Genomic DNA, 20,428 nt, shown 5'->3' on the forward strand with positions numbered 1-20,428 from the left:
GTTTCATCAACCTTAGTTGCTTCAACCTTAGTTTCATCAACGTTAGTTTCCTCAGCTTTAGGAGCTTCAACCTTTGCAGTTTCAACTTCTACAGTATCAACGGCATCGGTTTTTTCAACTACTGGCTGTTCGCTAGGCGTTGTTGCTAACTGCTCAGCTATTTCTGATTTAACAGCTGCAGATTTTTTTGCAATCGGTAAGATCTTTTCAGCGGCTGTTACAGGCACTTGTTGAATACTTTTTTGTAGTTGTTCAGCTTCCTGTTGAGGTGCTTGCTTATCCGCAATGTTATTAACATTTTCGGCAACAGGAACAGTAGCTTGTACTGAATTTTCTTCAACTGCTTGATCGTCTGATTCAGGGTAGCGACTGGTTACTGCTACTTCATCTGCATTCTCTTGGTTACGTTTGTTATTACGTTGTCCATTGTTACGCAAGTAACGTGAGCGACGGCTAGGAATAGTAACAGGCGTATGAGCTTCTTGATTAGCTTGCTCTGAAGTTTCGTTCTCTTTTGAGTCTTTAGCATCATTAGCAGCAGGTGTTTCTGTTACTTGAGTTTGCTTAGTTTCTTCAGGAGATTTTTTAACCTTAGCTTTCGGTTTTTTCGTTTCTACTGCTGCTGGTTGATGATTTGTTTCAACTTTTGCATCAGCAATATCTGCGCTTTCTACCTTGTTGGTCTCGACCGTATTTTCAGGCTGTTGAACACGAACTTTTTTACGCATGTTACGGCGCTTACGGCGTGCGACGATAACTTCTTGGTTATTATCTTTGTCGTTGTTCTCTTGAACCGGTTTTGCTTCGCTTTCGTATTTTTTAGTCTGCTGTGTTGCTTTGCGATCTGGCGACTTACGATTACTGCGGCGTTCAGTACTATTATCCGTTGTTTTATCGTTACGATCAGTGCGGTCGTTACGAGGGTTACGGGTACGATTCTGATTACCTTTAGTATTACGTGGGTTACGCGTATTACGAGGTTGCTCTTTTTTCTCTTCCGGTTGAGGAGACGTCTCTGGTTTTACTTCTGCTTCTTTTTTTGAATCATCACTGAAGAATTTTGCAATAGATTGCACTATTTTAGTGAATATAGAAGTCGTCGGAGCAACCACAGCTTGTGGAGCAACTTTAGTCTCAACAGCTGCAGTTTCTTTATTTGGCGCACTAAAGCCAGTTAATAAAGGTTCCTCAATTTCATTACTTTCTATCTGAGCGATATTAGGAATGTAGACTGTATGCTGTTTTTCAAGTGCATCGTAATTGATGTCTTCTTTACCGTCTTTACGCGTACGCTTCACTTCAAAATGAGGCGTCAGCAGATTTGCGTCAGGTATGATGTAAACTTCACAATTATGACGATTTTCGATTTTAGCAACTGATTTTCGTTTTTCATTTAATAAATAAGCAGCTACGGCAACCGGTACACGTGCCTGAATTTGAGCCGTATTTTCTTTAAGACCTTCCTCTTCAATCAAACGTAGGATTGCAAGTGATAAAGAGTCATTATCACGAATTGTACCTTGGCCATGACAGCGTGGACAAACACGCGATGCAGATTCACCTAAAGAAGGACGAATACGTTGACGAGACATTTCCATTAGACCAAAACGTGAAATACGACCTAATTGAATTCGCGCTCTATCTTGACGTACAGATTCACGCATTCTGTTTTCAACTTCACGTTGATGGCGAGCAGGTGTCATATCGATGAAATCGATCACCACTAAACCACCCAGGTCACGTAAACGTAATTGACGAGCAATTTCTTCAGCGGCTTCTAAGTTGGTATTAAACGCCGTTTCTTCGATATCGCCACCACGTGTTGCACGCGCAGAGTTGATATCGATAGAAGTTAGTGCTTCAGTTGGGTCAATAACAATTGAGCCACCAGAAGGTAAACGAACTTCACGTTGGAAAGCTGATTCAATTTGGCTTTCAACTTGGTAATGTGTAAAGAGAGGGATCTCACCTTGATATAGTTTAAGGCGATTAACGTAATCAGGACGGATCATTTCAATATGATTTTTTGCTAATTCAAAAGTCTTAGCATGGTCAATCACAATCTCGCCAATATCACGGCGAAGATAATCACGAATAGAACGAACAATAACGTTACTTTCACGATGGATTAAAAAAGGAGCTGCTTTAGTTTTAGAAGCTTGGTCGATGGCCTGCCAGTGATTAACCAGAACGTTTAAATCCCATTCTAATTCCTCAGCCGATTTACCTACGCCTGCAGTGCGGACAATCAAACCCATACCATTTGGTAATTTAAGGTCAGATAATGCTGCTTTTAATTCAGTACGCTCATCACCTTCTATGCGACGTGAAATTCCGCCAGCTCTAGGGTTATTTGGCATTAGAACTAAATAGCTACCTGCTAAACTAATAAAGGTAGTGAGTGCTGCACCTTTATTACCACGTTCTTCTTTTTCGATTTGAATAATAACTTCTTGGCCTTCTTTAATAACATCTTTGATGTTAGGGCGGCCTTTGAATGAATATCCTTCTGGAAAGTAGTTTCGAGCAATTTCTTTAAGTGGTAAAAAACCATGGCGGTCAGCGCCGTAGTCTACAAATGCTGCTTCTAAACTTGCTTCAACACGTGTGATTTTACCTTTATAAATGTTTGCTTTCTTTTGTTCGTGACCTGGACTTTCGATATCAAGATCGTACAGTTTTTGCCCGTCAACGAGGGCGACACGTAACTCTTCTGCTTGAGTTGCGTTGATTAACATTCTTTTCATTTGTGAACTCTTGTTTTATTTTTTTCGTTATTTTTATATGTACTAACTGTTTTTGCATGCTTGACCTCATGTCTGGTTATACAATCTCTCGACTGGAAGTATTCTGAGGTGCGTTACAAAGCGGATACAAAAAAGTGTTAAATCAAAAATAATTTAACACTGCAGCGTTACATTCTAATCATTTGATTTGCTTTCGTAAAATGCTATGCCTACTAGCGCTTTTAAAATCCTAAAATCACGAGGCATTAACTTTGTTATTGTCGCATTTATATCTACTTACAAGCAACAAAGTTTTTACATATTATGTGATTAGGCGTGATAAACTTAACGAATGGAACAGATAAATCACTCAGTACGCATTATTGACATTGCTCAAGAAAATGCACAACAACGTATCGATAACTTTCTTCGCTTACATCTTAAGGGCGTGCCTAAGAGCATGATCTATAGAATTGTACGCAAGGGAGAAGTTCGTGTTAATAAAAAACGCATCAAACCCGATTATAAACTACAGGTAGGCGATAGTGTTCGTATCCCACCAGTAAAAGTAGATCCGGAAAATGCGTTACCGTCCCCTAAACTTAACAGCATTAAAAATCTAGAGTCAGAGATTGTTTATGAAGATGATGGTTTAATCATACTCAATAAACCTTCTGGACTTGCGGTTCATGGTGGCAGTGGTCTAGATTTTGGTGCCATCGAAGGATTACGCGCCTTAAGACCTGATGCTCGCTTTTTAGAATTGGTGCACCGTTTGGATAAAGCAACTTCGGGTTGCTTATTAATCGCCAAAAAACGCAGTATGTTACGTGCGCTACACGAGCAGCTTCGTCAAAAAACAATGAAAAAACAGTACTTTGCTTTAGTTAAAGGGCAGTGGGATAAAAAAGACCGCCTAGTACGCGAGCCATTATTAAAAAATGCACAAGATTCAGTGGTCAAAGTTAGCCCACTGGGTAAAGCCTCAGAAACACATTTTAAAATTATTCAACGTTATGAAGGTGCAACCTTGATTGAAGCCAGCCCGGTGACAGGAAGAACCCATCAAATACGTGTACATAGTGCATGTAAAGGTCATAATATTGCCTGTGATGAGCGCTATGGTGATAAGCAGTTCGATAGTTTGATGAAAGATTTAGGGTTAAACAGACTCTTTTTACATGCGGCACATATTACTTTCTTTCACCCTGTGTTAGAAAAACGGATGACCGTGAGTGCGCCTCTTTGCCCGCGTTTAGAGGAATTATTAGGTAAATTACAGCGAAGCTAATATGAAACATCCATTAATTATTTTTGACTGGGATGGTACCTTAATGGATTCCATCGACAAAATAGTCTTGTGCATGCAACAAGCTGCAAAAAATCAGCAACAAATTGCACCTACTGAACAGGCAGTTAAGAATATTATTGGTTTAAGCTTACTAAAAGCAATGCAGCAGTTGTTTCCCTCGTTATTGTTAACACAGCAAGAATTACTGGTTGAGGCTTATCGAGAGCAATATAATACAATGCATCATATAGATACTCCTTTTTATGACGGAATCGCAGAATTATTAACTAACCTGAAAGCACAGGGGTATATTCTTGCGGTTGCGACTGGAAAGGGACGTAATGGCCTTAACCGCATAATGCAAAAGACAAATACTGAACATTTATTCGCTGCAACGATATGTGCCGATGAATCGAACTCAAAACCCGATCCTTTAATGATTCATTCATTATTAAAACAATTGGATTTCAGCCCATCACAAGCATTAATGATAGGTGACTCGAGTTACGACTTAGATATGGCTGCTAATGCAGGTGTTAAAAGTTTAGGTGTGAGTTACGGTGTACATGGACGAGAAAAATTAATGTTATCTAATCCTGTTGCGGTTGTTGATTGTTTGGTATCGCAACTACATCGATATATTTAACCTAAATTCTAGATAATGAAAGTGTTCCTGTAGTTAAATTCATAACGTTATATTCATAACGTTATATTAATTACCATACAGTGCAGTGAGTGTTTTGCTTATCCTGAAAAGAGCATTTTTAGTTATTGTTTAAACTTAGTTTTGGTTATACGGCCATAGATTAAAAAGGATCATAATGTTTAGCGAATATATAAAATTAACCGGTCGTGGTGAAAAAGGGCGTCGTTCATTAACGATGGATGAAGCACAACAAGCATTGACTGATTATTTAGAAGGTAGGGCAAGTTTATTACAATTAGCCGTATTGTTAATGTTACAACGTGTCCGCTGTGAAACCCCTGAAGAAGCTGCGGGTTATATTGCCGCGTTACGTAAAAAAGTGCCATGTGCATGGCAGGGGTTATCCGCGGATCTGGATTGGCCATGTTTTGCTGGTAAAAAAAGACAGCCACCTTGGTTATTGCTAGCGGCAAAAGTATTAGCCGCTAATGGTGTTAAGATTTTATTACATGGACATATGAGCGTTGACTTGGTGAAATATCAAGTTGAGTCCGCTTGTCCTGTTTTGAATATCACTATTGCAGATACACCTGAAATGGCACAACTGGCTTTGCAAAATGACTCCTTAGTCTATGTTCCTTTATCTGCCTATTGCCCTGAATTAATTGAGTTATTAGCATTAAGAGAGCAAGTTGGTTTGCGTACTCCTCTTAATACGGTGGCGCGTAGTGTTAACCCAAGTAATGCTCCCTATAGTATTCATGGTGTATTTCATAAAAGTTACGAAAAAATACATGCACAAGCTGCGCTGTTAAATAATGAGCATAGTATTATAGCCTTTAAAGGTGAAGGCGGAGAAAGTGAGGTTAATCCTCGTGTTTCAACGCTTGCTTGTGGTGTTATTCAAGTCGATGGTAAAGCACAATATATTGAACAAGATTGGCCTACTTATTTAGAAGATTTCACCGGTGCGCATACTGAGGTATCTGCACAGTATCTATTAAAAGTATGGAATAAAGAGATTGATGATGCCTATGGCGATGCTGCAGTGATCACCACTATTGCAATGGTTTTGAAGCAGATGCAGCCTGACTCTTCTCAAGATGATGCATTACAAAAAGCCAAACAATTATGGGAAGGTAGGACGTTATAAATTCTCAGTTAATTAAATAGGCATCATTGAGTATAAAAAAGGAAGCTAATTAGCTTCCTTTTTTATTTTACCCTTCAGTATTGGGGTTATCTAATTTTTCGAATTTGTACAATCATGCCAAAAAGAGGGTGGTCTAAGTAATGAATTTCACCGCTGCGTAAACGTCTAGTTTGGTCAAATAAGGCTTCGGTCACCACCGTTTTTGTTTTAACACGTTGTTGTGGCACTGCCTGATTTACAACTTGAACGGCGTCATCCGCTGTACCAGAAATATCCGTTTCCAATTGTGGGTTGGCTAATACAGATGTTGAAGATGACACTTCTTTTTGCGTTTCGGTACGCACAATTAATTGGCTCTCAATTTCTAAGTAACGTTGAACATATAGCAAGAAATTGCCATCTATTTCATATAAGTCCCTCATCGCATTATCTTTTTGTAACTCATCCAATACATCTAATTTATCAGTTGCTGCAATGAGAAGAGGATCTGTTTGCTGGGGCTTATTAAGTTGTGCTTTTGCTGCGTTTGTCGCTTCTTGTCTTTTTTGCGCAATGATTTCTTCTTTATAGATATCTAATGCATAGTTCTCACCAGCAAAAAGGTGAATAGGCACTGCGTTTTGTTTACTTTGTACTGGCATACGCCATGCAACATGCAATAAGGGCTTAAATAATTGATGGTTTTTAAGTCTATTCAAATGTGCTTTAAGTCTAAGATGATTACTGCTCAATCGCTGTAATCGATGCCCGCCATTGACCATTTCTGCATCTGTAATTTGAACTGGGTTTTGTTCATGTAAACACGGGTTATCACCCAAGCAGTTTGTTGCTTGTTTAGCTTTTAACACCTCAAGGCGATCTCGTTTTTTTAAGTAAACATTATTTTGATCTAATTGCTCACTGAGTTTTTGAACGTCAACATTACGTTTAAAAACGAGTATTTCAACATCAAACCAGCGGCCACTAGCTGCTTGTATGTTAAGTGAACATAGTGATGCGACGACTAATAATAAAGTAGAGCGAAAATTCAAAAGGTTGTCCTTTTATGAGATTTATTTGACAAGGTGTAATTTAAAGCTATCAAGTAATTGTTTCAACCAATTTATGCGTTCTGCACTACTTTCTAGCGACATTGTGAATTTTAATTTACTGGGTCCGTCTAGTTTAAAGGTATTTGATTGTGTTTGCAGTAGTGAAACAAGAAACATTGGATCCACTTTGGTATGCTCGGTAAACGTAACAGCACCACCAAGTGCATGTGCTTCAATTCTTGCAATGCCAAGTTTTGAACAACGTTGCTTAATGGAGGTGACTGCTATTAAGTTTTTAGTCGCATCTGGTAATAAGCCAAATCGGTCAATAAGTTCAACTTGGATTTCATTTAATTCATTATTATTCTTACTATTGGCAATGCGTTTATATAACGATAAACGTGTATTCACATCGGCAATATAATCATCTGGAATGAGCGCAGGTATACGCAGTTCTACTTCTGCTTGTGTCGCTAATAGGTGCTCTAAGCTAGGTTCTTGTCCATTACGTAAAGCTTCTACTGCTTGATTAAGCATGTCCATATACAAGTTAAAACCAATACTGGTAATTTGTCCGGATTGCTCATCACCTAATAACTCACCTGCACCACGTATTTCTAAATCGTGTGTTGCTAGTGTGAATCCTGCTCCTAACGTATCTAATGAACCAATTGCCTGTAAACGTTTTTTTGCATCTTTGGTCATTAATTTTGGCGTTGGGGTTAATAAATAGGCGTAAGCTTGATGATGTGAACGACCTACACGACCACGTAATTGGTGTAATTGCGCTAAACCTAAGTGATCTGCACGGTTTATAATGATCGTATTTGCCGTTGGAATATCGATACCTGTTTCGATAATAGTGGTACACACTAATACATTTTGGCGTTGATGGTAAAAATCTGACATCACTCGCTCAAGTTGTTGCTCGTTCATTTGACCGTGCGCCGTTGAAATTCTAGCTTGTGGTAATAACTGTTGTAAATCAGCTGTGGCTTTGGCGATGGTTTCTACATTATTGTGTAAAAAGTACACTTGACCACCGCGCATAATTTCACGTGTGATAGCATCACTGATCGTCTGATCGCTGCGTTGCTGCACGAATGTTTTTACTGCTAATCGTTTCGCTGGTGGTGACGCGATAATCGACAAATCACGCATGCCATTCATGGACATATTTAAAGTACGCGGGATCGGCGTTGCGGTCAGGGTGAGAATATCGATTTGTGCACGTAGTCGTTTAATCTTTTCTTTTTGGCGGACGCCAAAGCGATGTTCTTCATCGATAATTAATAACCCTAGGTCAGCAAACTTAATGCCATCACTCAATAGCTTATGGGTACCTATTAATATATCGATTTTACCATCGGCAGCTTCTTGTAAAATTTGTTTTTGTTCTTTAGCTGTTTTAAAGCGAGATAATACTTCGACTCTTACTGGCCAATTAGCGAATCTATCTCGGAAATTTTCGAAATGCTGTTGCGCAAGTAGGGTGGTGGGGACTAATAAAGCCACTTGTCTCGCATTGTCCGTTGCCATGAATGCCGCGCGCATTGCTACTTCAGTTTTACCAAAACCTACATCACCACAGACTAGCCTATCCATGGGTTGCGATGAACACATATCCGATATAACAGCATTGATGGACAGTGCTTGGTCATGGGTTTCTTCAAAGGGGAAATCATCACTGAAGGCCGCATAATTAGCTTTATTTAATTGGTATTTGTAACCTTTTTTTGCTGCACGTTGAGCGTAAATTTCTAATAATTCAGCGGCGACGTCACGTACTTTTTCAGCTGCACGTTTTTTCGCTTTGGCCCAAGTATCGTTACCTAATTTACTTATAGGCGCTGTTTCTACATCACTACCGCTATAACGCCCGATTAAATGCAATGAAGTAACCGGTACATAAAGTTTGTCTCCACGTAAATATTCAAGGGTCACAAACTCATTAACATTACCTGCCACTTCAATGGTTTGAAGGCCCAAATAACGTGCAACACCATGGTCAATATGCACAACAGGTTGGCCTACTTCTAACTCTGCTAAATTACGTACTATATGTTCAGAGTTTTCTTCATTTTGTTTATCTTGGTTTTGACGCCTACGTTGGGTTATTTTATTACCAAGTAATTCCGTTTCAGTAATAAATGCAAATTCACTGTCTATGATTAAAAAGCTATGTTCAACGCGACTGACTGTGATGAAGACTTTGCTTTTACTTTTGATGCATTCGGAGATGCTTGAGACTGATTTAATAGCAAGCTTGAGCGGGTGTAATAGTTCTAATAAAGCTTCTTTTCGTCCTGATGATTCAACACTTAATACGACCTTACCGGCAAACTGTTTAATAAACTGTTCAATGTTTGCCAGTGGTGCTTTGGCTTTATGGTGAATTTTAATATCCGGTAACGTGGTGAAAGGCAGATTGGTTTTCCCTGCTTTCGGTAATGCAAATGAGGTTGGCTGTAATTGATATTTAGGAAAAGCATTGATCTGTTGAAAGCATTGCTCTTGGCGAAGGTATAGCTCAATTGGCTGCAATAATGGACGTAGTAAATCTACTCCGCGTTCTTCAAAACGATGTGCAATGGTTTTCCAAAAATCATCCATCGCTTTTTGTATATCTCCGACAACACATAAACGTGTTTGTTTAGGAAAATAATCAAATAAAGTGGCTGTTTCATTAAAAAATAACGGTAAATAATACTCGATCCCGGCGGGCAAATTGGTTTGCGAAATTTGTTGGTAGATAGAATCGGCACTAGTACATATCTTTGCTGGAAACTTATCGCTATAGGCCGATTTAAACTGGCTGATTGCTTCTTTATCCGTTGCAAATTCATGCGCAGGCAATAATTTTATCTGTTTAATAGTGGGCAGCGAGCGTTGCGTTTCTGTATCAAACGGGCGTATCGAATCAACTTCGTCATCAAAAAAATCAATACGATAAGGCGTGTCACTGGCCATCGGATAAACGTCTAACAAAGAGCCTCGAGCACAAAACTCACCATGTTCTCTTACTTGATCAACTGCATAATAACCCGCTTCTTGTAATTGCTCGCGAAGTAATTGTAACTCTAGTTTTTGTGCAGTTTTAACCACTAAAGTGTGTTGTTTTAAATAACTGGGTGGCGCTAATCTTAATAATAACGTCGTGATCGGAACGATTAATATGCCATCTTTCATGGATGGTAATTGATATAAGGTTTCTATACGTGTGGATATAATGTCTTGATGTGGTGAAAAATGGTCATAGGGCAACGTTTCCCAATCAGGAAATAAATTTACGTCGTATTTTTTTTCTGCAAAATAAAGTAATTCTTGGTGTAACTTAATAGCACTCGGTGTGTCATTAACGATCACAACTAAAGGAGATTTTTGTGGGTTCGCTTGAGCACATTGATTAATGACAAAACTTTGGCTACTGCCTACTAAATTGCCAAATTGTTGTGTATCAGTAGATGATTTTAAAGGCGGTATCTCGAGTAAATTTTTCATATTATTGATTTTTCTTTATTATTTTTTCTGATGATTGTTGCGTTATTAAACAGATTCTTAATGACTATTTTCAGTTATTAACTATTTAATTCACGCTGTTTTGCTCGATTTTTAAGTTGTTGTGATTGCACGTGTAAGCTGGCTCTAATTAATAACTCTCGATCTTGTTCTCGAATAAAGGTGTAGGTAAAAACACATTCACTTTCAGAGCTATCCGAAACACAGGCATAACAGTATATGGCAGCAGATTCTTCAGGTAAAAATATTTTTAACCTGACATTGTCACCCACAGCCCATTTGTCATTGCCTGCAATAATGAGACTACCTGCACTGAATTTAAGGCTTTGATGACGCGCCTGTTGTTCATCCTGCTGTGTTAATACATAACTTAATAGGGTGTTTATTTTTTGATTTTGGGCCTGTAAAAAATGCCAAAGTGCTTGCGTATTTTCACTATTGAGTTTTAAAGGGGCTAGCATACTCACATCTGCTTGAGCGAGATCACTGGCCATTCTAAATGGACCTGGTATCTCTTCTTCAAAGGCATTTTGGTCAATGGGTAACTGAGTTTCATTAACAGGGTGCAAGTTAATAGAGAGTGTGTGTTGCACTAAAAAATATTCGTTATTATCCATGTCTGCTAACCAAGTCATTATTGAGTGTGAGTGAAATTATACCCATCTTACCTCAAGATGCTTTGGCAGGCACGAGCGTAATATAAGATAATGGTATTCCCTTTTTATTATTACAACATTGAATTGGCATTTGAATTCGAGCCAGTCTGGGCAAGGAAAATAATACTAATCCAAGTTGTTATAAAATCGCTATGTAGAATAACTATCAAAGAATGATGTTTCTTAATTATTCTATCGAGAGAGGGTTAACCTAGTTAATCTCTCGAAAACTCAATTTTATGCCTATCAAGTTGGCGCTAGTTTGCCATGCTGACTTTATACCTTGAAGTCTGAACGGTATATTTTGTAAGAGTTTTGTCTGTCTTAGCGAATAAAGATACATTAGAATGGCGACTATTAAAATGTAATCAATGGGATATGTCTATATTTAACCTTAATTCTGGTTACAGAGATCGCAGTTATCTATTAAATATCTTGTTCGTAATGTTATCTTGTTAGCAATGTTATCTAGATTGCCGATAGCTTTACCTTATGAAAGGCAATCAGTCTAGCAATTACAAATTATTGCTAGATAATTTAACTTAAAAACCCGTACACAGTACGGCATTGACTCACTTTACTTATCCCCGTTTTAATTATAAGTGTGTCATCATAAACAACTATTAAAAGGCAATTATGTTTTATCCTTTAAGTGTATTTATCGGTTTACGGTATACAAAATCTAAACGTAATAATCAATTTGTATCGTTTGTTTCAATATTTTCAACCGGTGGCATTATTTTAGGCGTATTAGCATTAGTCACCGTGTTGTCAGTCATGAATGGTTTCGAAGGAGAATTAAAACAACGTATTCTTGGCGCGATCCCACAGGCGAAACTTAGTAATCAAGCATTAACCATTGATCATTGGCAACAACGTGTTGATGTTATTCCTGAAGATCCATTAGTCATTGCTATTGAGCCGATGATTAATGCTGAAGCGATATTGCAAAGTACAACGGCTTTACAAGGTGTTAAGTTAGAAGGAATCTATCCGCAAAAATATAACAGTAAAATAGTCAAAGATAATATCTTTATGGGTGGCCTTGAACTGTTGAAACCTAGTGAGTATAACATCATTATTGGCGACCAATTAGCAAAGCAATTAAATGTGGGTATTGGTGATAAAGTACGTGTTATTTCCACCAGAGGGGCTCGTTACACGCCAATAGGACAAGTTCCTAGCCAGCGTAATTTTACCGTGGTTGGTTTATTTGATGTAGGCTCTGACGTTGATAAATATCTGGTCTTAATGCATGTCCAAGATGCGGCGCGTTTAATTCGAATTCAAAAAGATCAAGTGACGGATCTGCGTTTTTATTTTACCGAACCCTTTGCTGTTGAAGATTGGCATCCTCCTGTACTGGAAAAAGATGAAATATTATTAGATTGGCGCAGTACACATGGTGAACTATTTGCTGCAGTTAAAATGGAAAGGAACATGATTTGGTTATTATTGTGTTTAATTATCGCGGTCGCTGCATTTAATATTTTATCGTCATCGGTGATGGTGGTAACGGATAAAAGTGCCGAAGTCGCCATATTAAAAACCCTAGGTATTCAATCGTCTACGATCAACCTTATTTTTATTATTCAAGGTGCTTTCAGTGGTATTCTTGGTGCATTATTAGGAACAGGTATAGGTTTGTTATTAAGTACCTACATTAATGAAGTGATGTCATTTTTAGGATTACATTTATTAGCGAATGCTTCCGGTGGCACTCGACTCTTACCCGTTATACACGAACCATTACAAATAGTATCAATTATGCTTGGTGCTATGTTGTTAAGTTTATTAGCCACTTTATATCCTGCTTATAGAGCCGGTACAGTGAGCCCAGTCGAGGCATTAAGATATGAATGATTCAATTATAGTTTGTCAGAACTTAAGTAAAGTTTATCAAGAAGGGCGCCTAGCCACGACTGTGTTGCAAGGTGTTAATTTGACCGTGGAAAAAGGAGAGTTACTCGCGATTGTTGGTACTTCTGGTTCAGGTAAAAGCACACTATTGCATTTGCTTGGTGCACTCGATGCACCGACTACTGGAGAGGTCACTTTTAATGACAATAACATCCATAAACTATCTTCAAAGCAACAAGCTAAGTGGCGTAACCAGGAGCTAGGTTTTGTTTATCAATTTCATCACTTATTATCAGAGTTCACTGCATTAGAAAATGTTGCTATGCCGTTATTAATTGCTGGTGAGCCAGTTAAAGTTGCGCAACAAAAAGCAACGGCATTATTAGAACGAGTGGGGCTAAGCAAACGCATTCAACATCGACCTGCTGAATTATCTGGCGGTGAAAGGCAACGTGTTGCAATAGCACGCGCATTAATTAATAAACCTTCTCTCGTATTGGCAGACGAGCCTACCGGAAATTTAGATGCAAAAAGTGCAGAGTCTGTTTATCAGTTGTTACGAGAATTAAATAGTGAACTTGGTACCGCTTTTATTGTGGTGACACATGACCAACAGTTAGCTAATAAATTGCACCGCCAATTATACATGGCTAACGGTATTTTACAGGACACTCCGTAATGTTTAGACCTTTACCATTATTTATTGGGTTACGTTATAGCAAAGCAAAACATAAAAATAAGTTTGTTTCCTTCATTTCAATGGCCTCTATATTTGGCATTATCTTAGGTGTTGCTGTCTTAATTGTTGGTCTTTCAGCGATGAATGGCTTTGAAAAAGCATTAAGGGATCAATTGTTAACTGTGGTCCCGCATGCAGAATTAGAGGTGGTCAAAGGAGAGTTTAAAGATGAATCGGCTATTCTTTCTAAAATAAGAGCACATAAAGGTGTATTAGGTGCAAGCCCTTACATAGTGATGAATGCCCTGTTGCAAAAAGATATTAATATGAAAGCGTTGCAAATGCGCGCCATAACGCCTGAAAGTGAAACGCAAGTGACCGCGATAGAGCAGTATATTAAACAAGGAGGTTGGGAGTTATTAAGCGCAAATGAAAACAGTCTCATTTTAGGTGAGCCGGTTGCCAAACAACTAGGCATTGAGGTCGGGCAGTCGGTGTCATTATTATTGCCCCAAATTGGGTCAACGAAACTTAAAGCGCCACGCAAGTTCACATTTATTTTAACGGGTACCTTTAGAATGGGCGGGCAAGTTGATACTACATTGGGTTTTATCCATATCAACACGGCTAAAAAAATGCTTAACCTTAACCATGCCACAGGCATTGCCTTTAAAGTTGAGGATGTCTTACAGGCACAGGTGCTCTCACGAGAGGTGGCGTACAGTATTCCTGTGTATATGTATATTAAAAGTTGGATCACAAGCCAAGGGTACTTATATCAAGATATTCAGATGGTTAAATCATTGATGTACGTTATTTTATTATTAGTGGTTGCTGTTGCTTGTTTTAATATTGTGTCTACATTGGTGATGGCTGTGAATGAAAAGCGCAGTGACATTGCTATTTTAAAAACAATGGGGATGGGGAAGTGGTCTCTACGCGCTATTTTTATAGTTCAAGGCGCGTTTAATGGCCTCATGGGTAGCCTCTTAGGGGCTTTACTCGGTATGTATTTAGCGAGTAACTTAAGCCAATTCTTTAGTGCTGTTGAAAATATCTTGGGGCGAAAGTTTATTTCCGGAGATATCTATTTTATTGATTATTTACCTTCACAAATTAACTATGACCAAGTGATCATTATTACACTGATTGCTTTTGTTATGAGTATCGTTGCAACGATATACCCCGCATGGACCGCGAGTAATATTGAGCCTGCAAAAGAGTTAGGTTACAGCCACTAACCACTTGCCACTTTATCTCGATGGCCGAAAATCATGATGATCACAGGCCATCTAATCCACAGCATTCCCATTTAAGAATGTAGCTATTTAGACATTCACCTATATAGCTTAGATATCTAATCATTTAACCGTATATGCCACCTACATCAGTTTTACGGTAGCTATTAACCGTATATGTAGTAATCAGGCAATAATACCAATCACACTAATTAACTGATCTATTTTACTTGTTAAAATAACTTATTTTTTCGTTGTAAATTTCGTAAAGGGAACAACCATTTAGCTAAATTTACGTCTTAAACTAAGTCATTTTTCCTGCGTAAAATTTAGATCACTTATTTAATGTAATAGGTATAATTTAATAAACCTTTCTTTCGTCCATTTTCATAAATAATTATTTAGAGCAACCTATGTTTTAAGTAAGGCTATTTTTGCTGTGTAAAATCCTATTGCTCGTCATCTCGGTCAATAAAGTATTAACCGCTATAAAAGTTAAAAAATGAGTAAAAAAAAGCGCATTATTAAATGCGCTTTTAAGAATATATCAGTAATTTAGTAAGCTAAAGTAGCATCTAAAATACTATCGGAGACTGATCATTAATCGTCTAAAATACCAAGAATGCTTAATAAGTGGATAAAGATATTAAAGATGTTTAAGTATAAAGAAACAGTCGCTCTAATGTAGTTAGTTTCACCACCGTTAATGATACGGCTAGTATCAAACAGAATAAAACCAGACATGATCATGACTACAACACTACTGATCACTAATTGGAAAAGTGGGATCTGTAGGAAAATATTAGCAATAATTGCAACAATTACAGCAATCATACCTGCCATTAAAAATCCGCCCATAAATGAGAAATCTTTACGGCTAGTTAATACGTAAGCTGATAATGCAAAGAATATAATTGCAGTAGTACCAAGTGCTTGCATAATTAAAGCAGGGCCGTTTGGCATTGTTAGGTAATGGTTTAGCATATTACCGAGTGACGCACCCATCACACCGGTAAACATGAATACCCAGAATATCCCCTTGCTAGAATTCGCTGTTTTTGACACTACAAATAAAAGACCAAATCCAACTAGCATTAAGACAAGTGACATCATTGGGCCGATACCTACCATTGTCGCAATAGTTGCAGTGACTGCACTAAACGCTAATGTCATGCCTAATAGCATATAGGTATTCTTTAATACTTTATTAATTGAAACTCCAACACCTTGTGCTTTAGTGTTAATTGAAGAATTCATAACTTACTCCGTTGAATAATGATTGTTAACAACATCATAACATCAGATTTTTTACTTGTGCAGTATTTTTTATTGAGATGATGAAATAGTAGAAAATTTTCAACAGCAAGTCATACTAGTCCGTGTAATCGCCCGATTATTGTTATGGGTTAAAAAAGAGTATTACTGCGTTGTATTTGATAGGAAAGCTAAAAATGAAAAAAGGCACTATCAAAGTGCCTTATTAGTATTAAAATATTGTGCTAGGAAGTGCTTATTTAGCGCCTTCGATAATACCTACAAATTCTTCAATAATAAGTGCTGCACCACCTACTAAACCACCATCGATGTCTGCTTGAGCAAATAGCTCTTTTGCACTGTTTGCTTTAACACTACCGCCGTAAAGGATCTGTACTTTCTCAGCAACAACTTCACTTTGTGCTTTTAACCAAGAACGGATATGAGCATGAACTTCTTGTGCTTGCTCAGAAGTTGCAACTTTACCTGTGCCGATAGCCCAAACTGGTTCGTAAGCGATCACTGAGTTTTCTAACGCTGCGATACCGGCAACTTCAATCACTGCTTTAAGTTGAGTTTCAACAACAGCAAATGTTTTATCAGTTTCACGTTCTTCAAGTGTTTCACCGATACATAATACAGGTATTAAACCATTTTCTTGAATCGCAACAAATTTAGCTGCAACGACTGCATCAGTTTCGTTGTGGTATTGGCGACGCTCCGAGTGACCTACTAGGCTATATTTTGCGCCAAACTCTTTAACCATAACTGGAGACGTTTCACCTGTGAATGCGCCTGCAACATTTGTGCTCACATCTTGTGCACCAAATTCAATGCGGCTGTCTGCTGTTAGGTTTGCAACTTGCTCAATAAAAATTGCTGGTGGGCATACCGCAACTTCAACATTAGTTGCTGCATTTGCTGCACTTTCGATACCTTTGATCAATGTCGCTACTGATTCTTTTGTACCGTTTAGTTTCCAGTTACCCATTACAAGAGGTGTTCTCATGTTTGACTCCGTTTTTTATATTGAAAGTTATATTAAAGTTAAATTGAAAAAAATTATATTGAAAAATGATATTGAAAATAAAATTTAAACTAAATGTTCTTAAATAGGCCGGCGACCGTGAATAAGTTTCCCATTAATCAGATCATTCTTTGATTCTGGGCGTAAATTATCTCTTATCGGCCCTAAATACAAGGCTAGGTTGACTTAAAGGCAACGCTTTATTGGGTTAAATCAATAAAGCGTTTAATTTAGCTGAGTAACGAGATTAATTGACCTCTGTAATTTGCACTGCTTGATGTTGTTTATAAAACTCATTGTCAGGTGTTACTTGCTCAGCTATTGGAGCACTGAATGGTTGATTAAATGATTCTTTATCAAAGCCAATATCTCCTCCATCAATCACACCGGAATCCTTAGTGATGGATTTAAAATCAAATAAGCTAGTATCTGCTAGATGTGAAGGAACTACGTTTTGCATAGCAGTAAACATGGTTTCCAAACGACCTGGATAATTTAGTTCCCAATCATTGAGCATATCTTTGGTCAATTGACGTTGTAAGTTAGGTTGCGAACCACATAAATTACAAGGAATAATAGGGAATTGTTGTAGCGCAGCAAACGCTTCAATATCTTTTTCTTTACAGTAAGCAAGCGGGCGAATAACGACGTGTTCACCATTGTCTGAAACTAATTTAGCTGGCATTGACTTGAGTTTACCCGCAAAAAATAAGTTAAGCATCATGGTGGCCAACATATCATCACGGTGGTGTCCAAGAGCTATTTTAGTTGCACCAAGTTCTTTTGCGGTTTTGTATAAAATTCCGCGACGTAAGCGCGAGCAAAGGCTGCAAGTGGTTTTTCCTGGTTGTAGCTTATCTTTGACGATACTGTAAGTATCTTGTTCTACTATTTTGTAATCAACACCTAATGAGTCAAGATATTGAGGTAATATGTGCTCAGGAAAACCAGGTTGTTTTTGATCTAGGTTGACCGCAATGATATCAAAGTTGATAGGTGCAACTGCTTTAAGTTGGCTTAGCATTTCCAGTAGGGTATAGCTGTCTTTTCCACCTGATAAACAGACCATGATTTTATCGCCATCTTCAATCATATTATAATCTGCAATGGCTTGTCCGGTTTGTCTACGCAACACTTTATTTAATTTTTTAAGGTTGAATTGATCTTTTTCTGTGAGTTGTTGCGTCATGGTATGCCTTGTTAATGGAGTATTAAAACAAGGCGCATTGTATAAAAAGAGGGGCGCAGATGCAAAGAGTAAAGGTACTGCTAATGCATCTATAATGGAGCCGGTTCGGCTATTAAATAACCTTGGACCCCATCGATGTACATGCTTTCAAGAATTTGTTTTTGTTCTAAGTGCTCAATACCTTCAGCGATAACTTGGCACTCCATGCGATGTGCAACATCAATGATCATGCGAATAAATTGTTGATTTGCACTATCTGATTCAAGGTTAGCAATTAAACTTGCGTCAAGTTTAATGTAATCAGGTTTTAACTCTTCAAATAAACGAAAAGAACTGATCCCTTTGCCAAAATTGCAAATAGCAGAACGACTTCCTGCTCTTTTGAGCATATTGAAAACACGTTTATTAGCAATCAAGTTATGACCTAATAAACTTTCCGGAACTTCAAATACTAAGGACCTCGCTACATCAGGTTCTCTTAATAATAATCGCTCTAGCCATACCATAAAACTACTATTGTGCATCGCTGAAGAGCTAAGGTTAATTCCCCATCTAGTGTTATGTTCTTTGCGAAGACGACTGCGATAAATTATCTTTTCAAGAATAACTTTTTCAAGTTTAATAATAGTATCAGTACGTTGTGCCATAGAAAAAACAGTATCAGTTGGGATGGTATTGTTATCCTCACTGACAAAACGTGTAAATATTTCCTGATACCCTTTCATATTGCGATGAATGGCTTGAACAGGTTGTTGTAAAAAAGTTAATGAGCGATTATTTATGATATCGGTAATAATCGATCGCCAATGCTGCTCACCCACTTGCAGCGCTTGGTTATCAATATTCTCTTCAAAAGCCCATGCATTAATGCCACTGGTTTGAGCCTTTGCGAGTGCAATATCGGCTCGTGCTAAAACATGTTCTGGCAATTGATTGGAGGAAATTAAAGTCATGCCATTAAAAGCTACATTTTCAAGGTTGTTAAGTAGCTGATATTGATCAAACTTTAGTTTTAGTTCATTGGCGAATTGCTGCGCATCTCCAATACTCATATCATGGCTAATCAAAGCAAATTCAGACCCTGAAATCCTAAATAGATGTATATCTTTATCTTTATATTTATCAAGAATATCGTTAATGATGTTTGCAACGTTTATAACAAATTGATCGCCTTGTTGAAATCCACGGTGCATGTTAACCACTGATAACTCAAAAAGTCTAATGATAGATAGGATGGCATGTTTACGGTTTCTTTCATCGGATAAAAATTCAGTGAGCTCTTTTCTAAACACATGACGATTATTTAAGCCTGTCAAAGCATCAACATTTATTTGTTTTGATAATCGAGAGATCTTTTCTTTTTTACTGTGTAGGGCAGAATCAAATAGACGCCTTTGTTCAACTAGTTCGATAGTTACTTTTTTAAAGGGAGTTATTTTAGATTTTTCATTAACAATTTCATTGACCAAGGCACTTTCTATTTTTTTTAGTAGTCTAAATGAAATGATATGATACAACAGCAAAGTGATAATAAGTGCGGTGACAATTAGCACTATAATTGATTGATATAATTCAAATAGTTCAGGATGAATACTTGTATATTGAATGCTTTGATTTTCGGTCGCGCTGTTAAAACTAGAAATTGGGGTGGGCAGTAAATTATTGAAAAGCTGATTCACTGCTTTTTGACTATAAACAAGTGGGCTATTAAGACGATTATTATTAATTTTTATATAACTAAATTGACTAATATCGAGGCTTTCTTGTAGGTCACCCATAGCCGTAATTGTGGGTAACAAAGCTAGCTGAGCACGTGTTTTAGGAAGCTGTTGTTGCTCAAGTAGTAGCGTATTAAACGCACTTTTGGTTGCAATGATTAACGCCAAGGCGATTAATAAAGTGATCAAGGTAGAGGTCCAAAGGCTTTTTTTATAATCGTTCACTAACCTGCTCCTCGCATTAAGCAATTATTTGTATCAATAAATGGTAATTGGTAATTGGTAAATATCTGTTAGTATTTTTTTATAAAGATGAAATAAAATACTGATCATTATATTTTCTTATCTTTGATATTAAACTATTTCGATGATCCTATAACAGAACTTGCTTTATATAGAATCAAAGAAATGCTTTAAACCGGAGAGTATAGACCAAAAGAG

14 protein-coding genes are annotated in these 20,428 nt (G+C 37.6%); 6 read left to right on the forward strand and 8 right to left on the reverse strand.

All coding sequences use genetic code 11. The features are described from left to right. A partial coding sequence (rne, locus tag H5084_RS13180; protein WP_182690767.1) for a ribonuclease E occupies positions 1 to 2,747 on the reverse strand: 2,747 nt, incomplete at its 3' end. Positions 2,748 to 3,078: 331 nt separating this feature from the next. Between rne and rluC the strand changes: the two genes are divergently transcribed. The 3 genes from rluC to H5084_RS13195 all read left to right on the forward strand — a co-directional run bounded on the left by rluC (position 3,079) and on the right by H5084_RS13195 (position 5,816). Further along, a complete protein-coding gene (gene rluC, locus H5084_RS13185) occupies positions 3,079 to 4,017 on the forward strand; it encodes a 23S rRNA pseudouridine(955/2504/2580) synthase RluC (protein WP_182690768.1) in 939 nt (312 codons plus the stop codon). A gap of 1 nt (position 4,018) precedes the next feature. Continuing rightward, positions 4,019 to 4,663 (forward strand): HAD-IA family hydrolase, encoded by a 645-nt coding sequence (locus tag H5084_RS13190; protein WP_182690769.1) that lies wholly within the window; start codon positions 4,019 to 4,021, stop codon positions 4,661 to 4,663. Between the two features lie 175 nt (positions 4,664 to 4,838). Continuing rightward, on the forward strand, positions 4,839 to 5,816 hold the full coding sequence (locus H5084_RS13195; protein WP_182690770.1) for a glycosyl transferase family protein: 978 nt from the start codon (positions 4,839 to 4,841) through the stop codon (positions 5,814 to 5,816). A gap of 86 nt (positions 5,817 to 5,902) precedes the next feature. Here H5084_RS13195 and H5084_RS13200 read toward each other — a convergent pair whose 3' ends face one another. From H5084_RS13200 to H5084_RS13210, 3 genes are all read right to left on the reverse strand, one after another. Continuing rightward, entirely contained in the window at positions 5,903 to 6,847 is a 945-nt protein-coding gene (locus H5084_RS13200) for a CsiV family protein (protein ID WP_182690771.1), read from the reverse strand. 21 nt (positions 6,848 to 6,868) lie between these two features. Then, a complete protein-coding gene (gene mfd, locus H5084_RS13205; RefSeq protein ID WP_182690772.1) occupies positions 6,869 to 10,348 on the reverse strand; it encodes a transcription-repair coupling factor in 3,480 nt (1,159 codons plus the stop codon). A gap of 77 nt (positions 10,349 to 10,425) precedes the next feature. Next, positions 10,426 to 10,983 carry a PilZ domain-containing protein gene (locus H5084_RS13210; RefSeq protein ID WP_037070876.1) on the reverse strand — a complete coding sequence of 186 codons (558 nt, stop codon included), beginning with the start codon at positions 10,981 to 10,983 and terminating at the stop codon, positions 10,426 to 10,428. A gap of 675 nt (positions 10,984 to 11,658) precedes the next feature. Here H5084_RS13210 and H5084_RS13215 point away from each other — a divergent pair. The 3 genes from H5084_RS13215 to lolE are packed head-to-tail and all read left to right on the forward strand — an operon-like array spanning position 11,659 to position 14,802. Continuing rightward, on the forward strand, positions 11,659 to 12,885 hold the full coding sequence (locus H5084_RS13215) for a lipoprotein-releasing ABC transporter permease subunit (RefSeq protein ID WP_182690773.1): 1,227 nt from the start codon (positions 11,659 to 11,661) through the stop codon (positions 12,883 to 12,885). Beyond that, the gene (gene lolD, locus H5084_RS13220) at positions 12,878 to 13,561 is read left to right on the forward strand and encodes a lipoprotein-releasing ABC transporter ATP-binding protein LolD (RefSeq protein ID WP_028867607.1); all 684 of its coding nucleotides are present in this window, start codon (positions 12,878 to 12,880) and stop codon (positions 13,559 to 13,561) included. Before H5084_RS13215 ends, lolD begins: the two co-directional genes overlap by 8 nt. Continuing rightward, positions 13,561 to 14,802: a lipoprotein-releasing ABC transporter permease subunit LolE gene (gene lolE / locus H5084_RS13225; protein ID WP_182690774.1), complete on the forward strand. Its 1,242-nt coding sequence runs from the start codon at positions 13,561 to 13,563 to the stop codon at positions 14,800 to 14,802. The genes lolD and lolE overlap by 1 nt, the downstream gene beginning before the upstream one ends. Positions 14,803 to 15,399: 597 nt before the next feature. Here the strand turns inward: lolE and H5084_RS13230 are convergent. From H5084_RS13230 to H5084_RS13245, 4 genes are all read right to left on the reverse strand, one after another. Beyond that, complete coding sequence (locus tag H5084_RS13230; RefSeq protein WP_028867605.1) at positions 15,400 to 16,056, reverse strand: Bax inhibitor-1/YccA family protein; 657 nt, start codon at positions 16,054 to 16,056, stop codon at positions 15,400 to 15,402. 253 nt (positions 16,057 to 16,309) lie between these two features. Continuing rightward, positions 16,310 to 17,062, reverse strand: a complete 753-nt coding sequence (gene tpiA / locus H5084_RS13235) for a triose-phosphate isomerase (RefSeq protein WP_182690775.1) — start codon at positions 17,060 to 17,062, stop codon at positions 16,310 to 16,312. 265 nt (positions 17,063 to 17,327) lie between these two features. Then, complete coding sequence (gene ttcA / locus H5084_RS13240; RefSeq protein ID WP_182690776.1) at positions 17,328 to 18,269, reverse strand: tRNA 2-thiocytidine(32) synthetase TtcA; 942 nt, start codon at positions 18,267 to 18,269, stop codon at positions 17,328 to 17,330. A gap of 89 nt (positions 18,270 to 18,358) precedes the next feature. Beyond that, positions 18,359 to 20,212, reverse strand: a complete 1,854-nt coding sequence (locus H5084_RS13245; RefSeq protein WP_182690777.1) for an EAL domain-containing protein — start codon at positions 20,210 to 20,212, stop codon at positions 18,359 to 18,361. Positions 20,213 to 20,428: the final 216 nt, after the last annotated feature.

The sequence above is a fragment of the Psychromonas sp. SR45-3 genome (genome assembly GCF_014163575.1).
Lineage (GTDB): Bacteria > Pseudomonadota > Gammaproteobacteria > Enterobacterales > Psychromonadaceae > Psychromonas > Psychromonas arctica.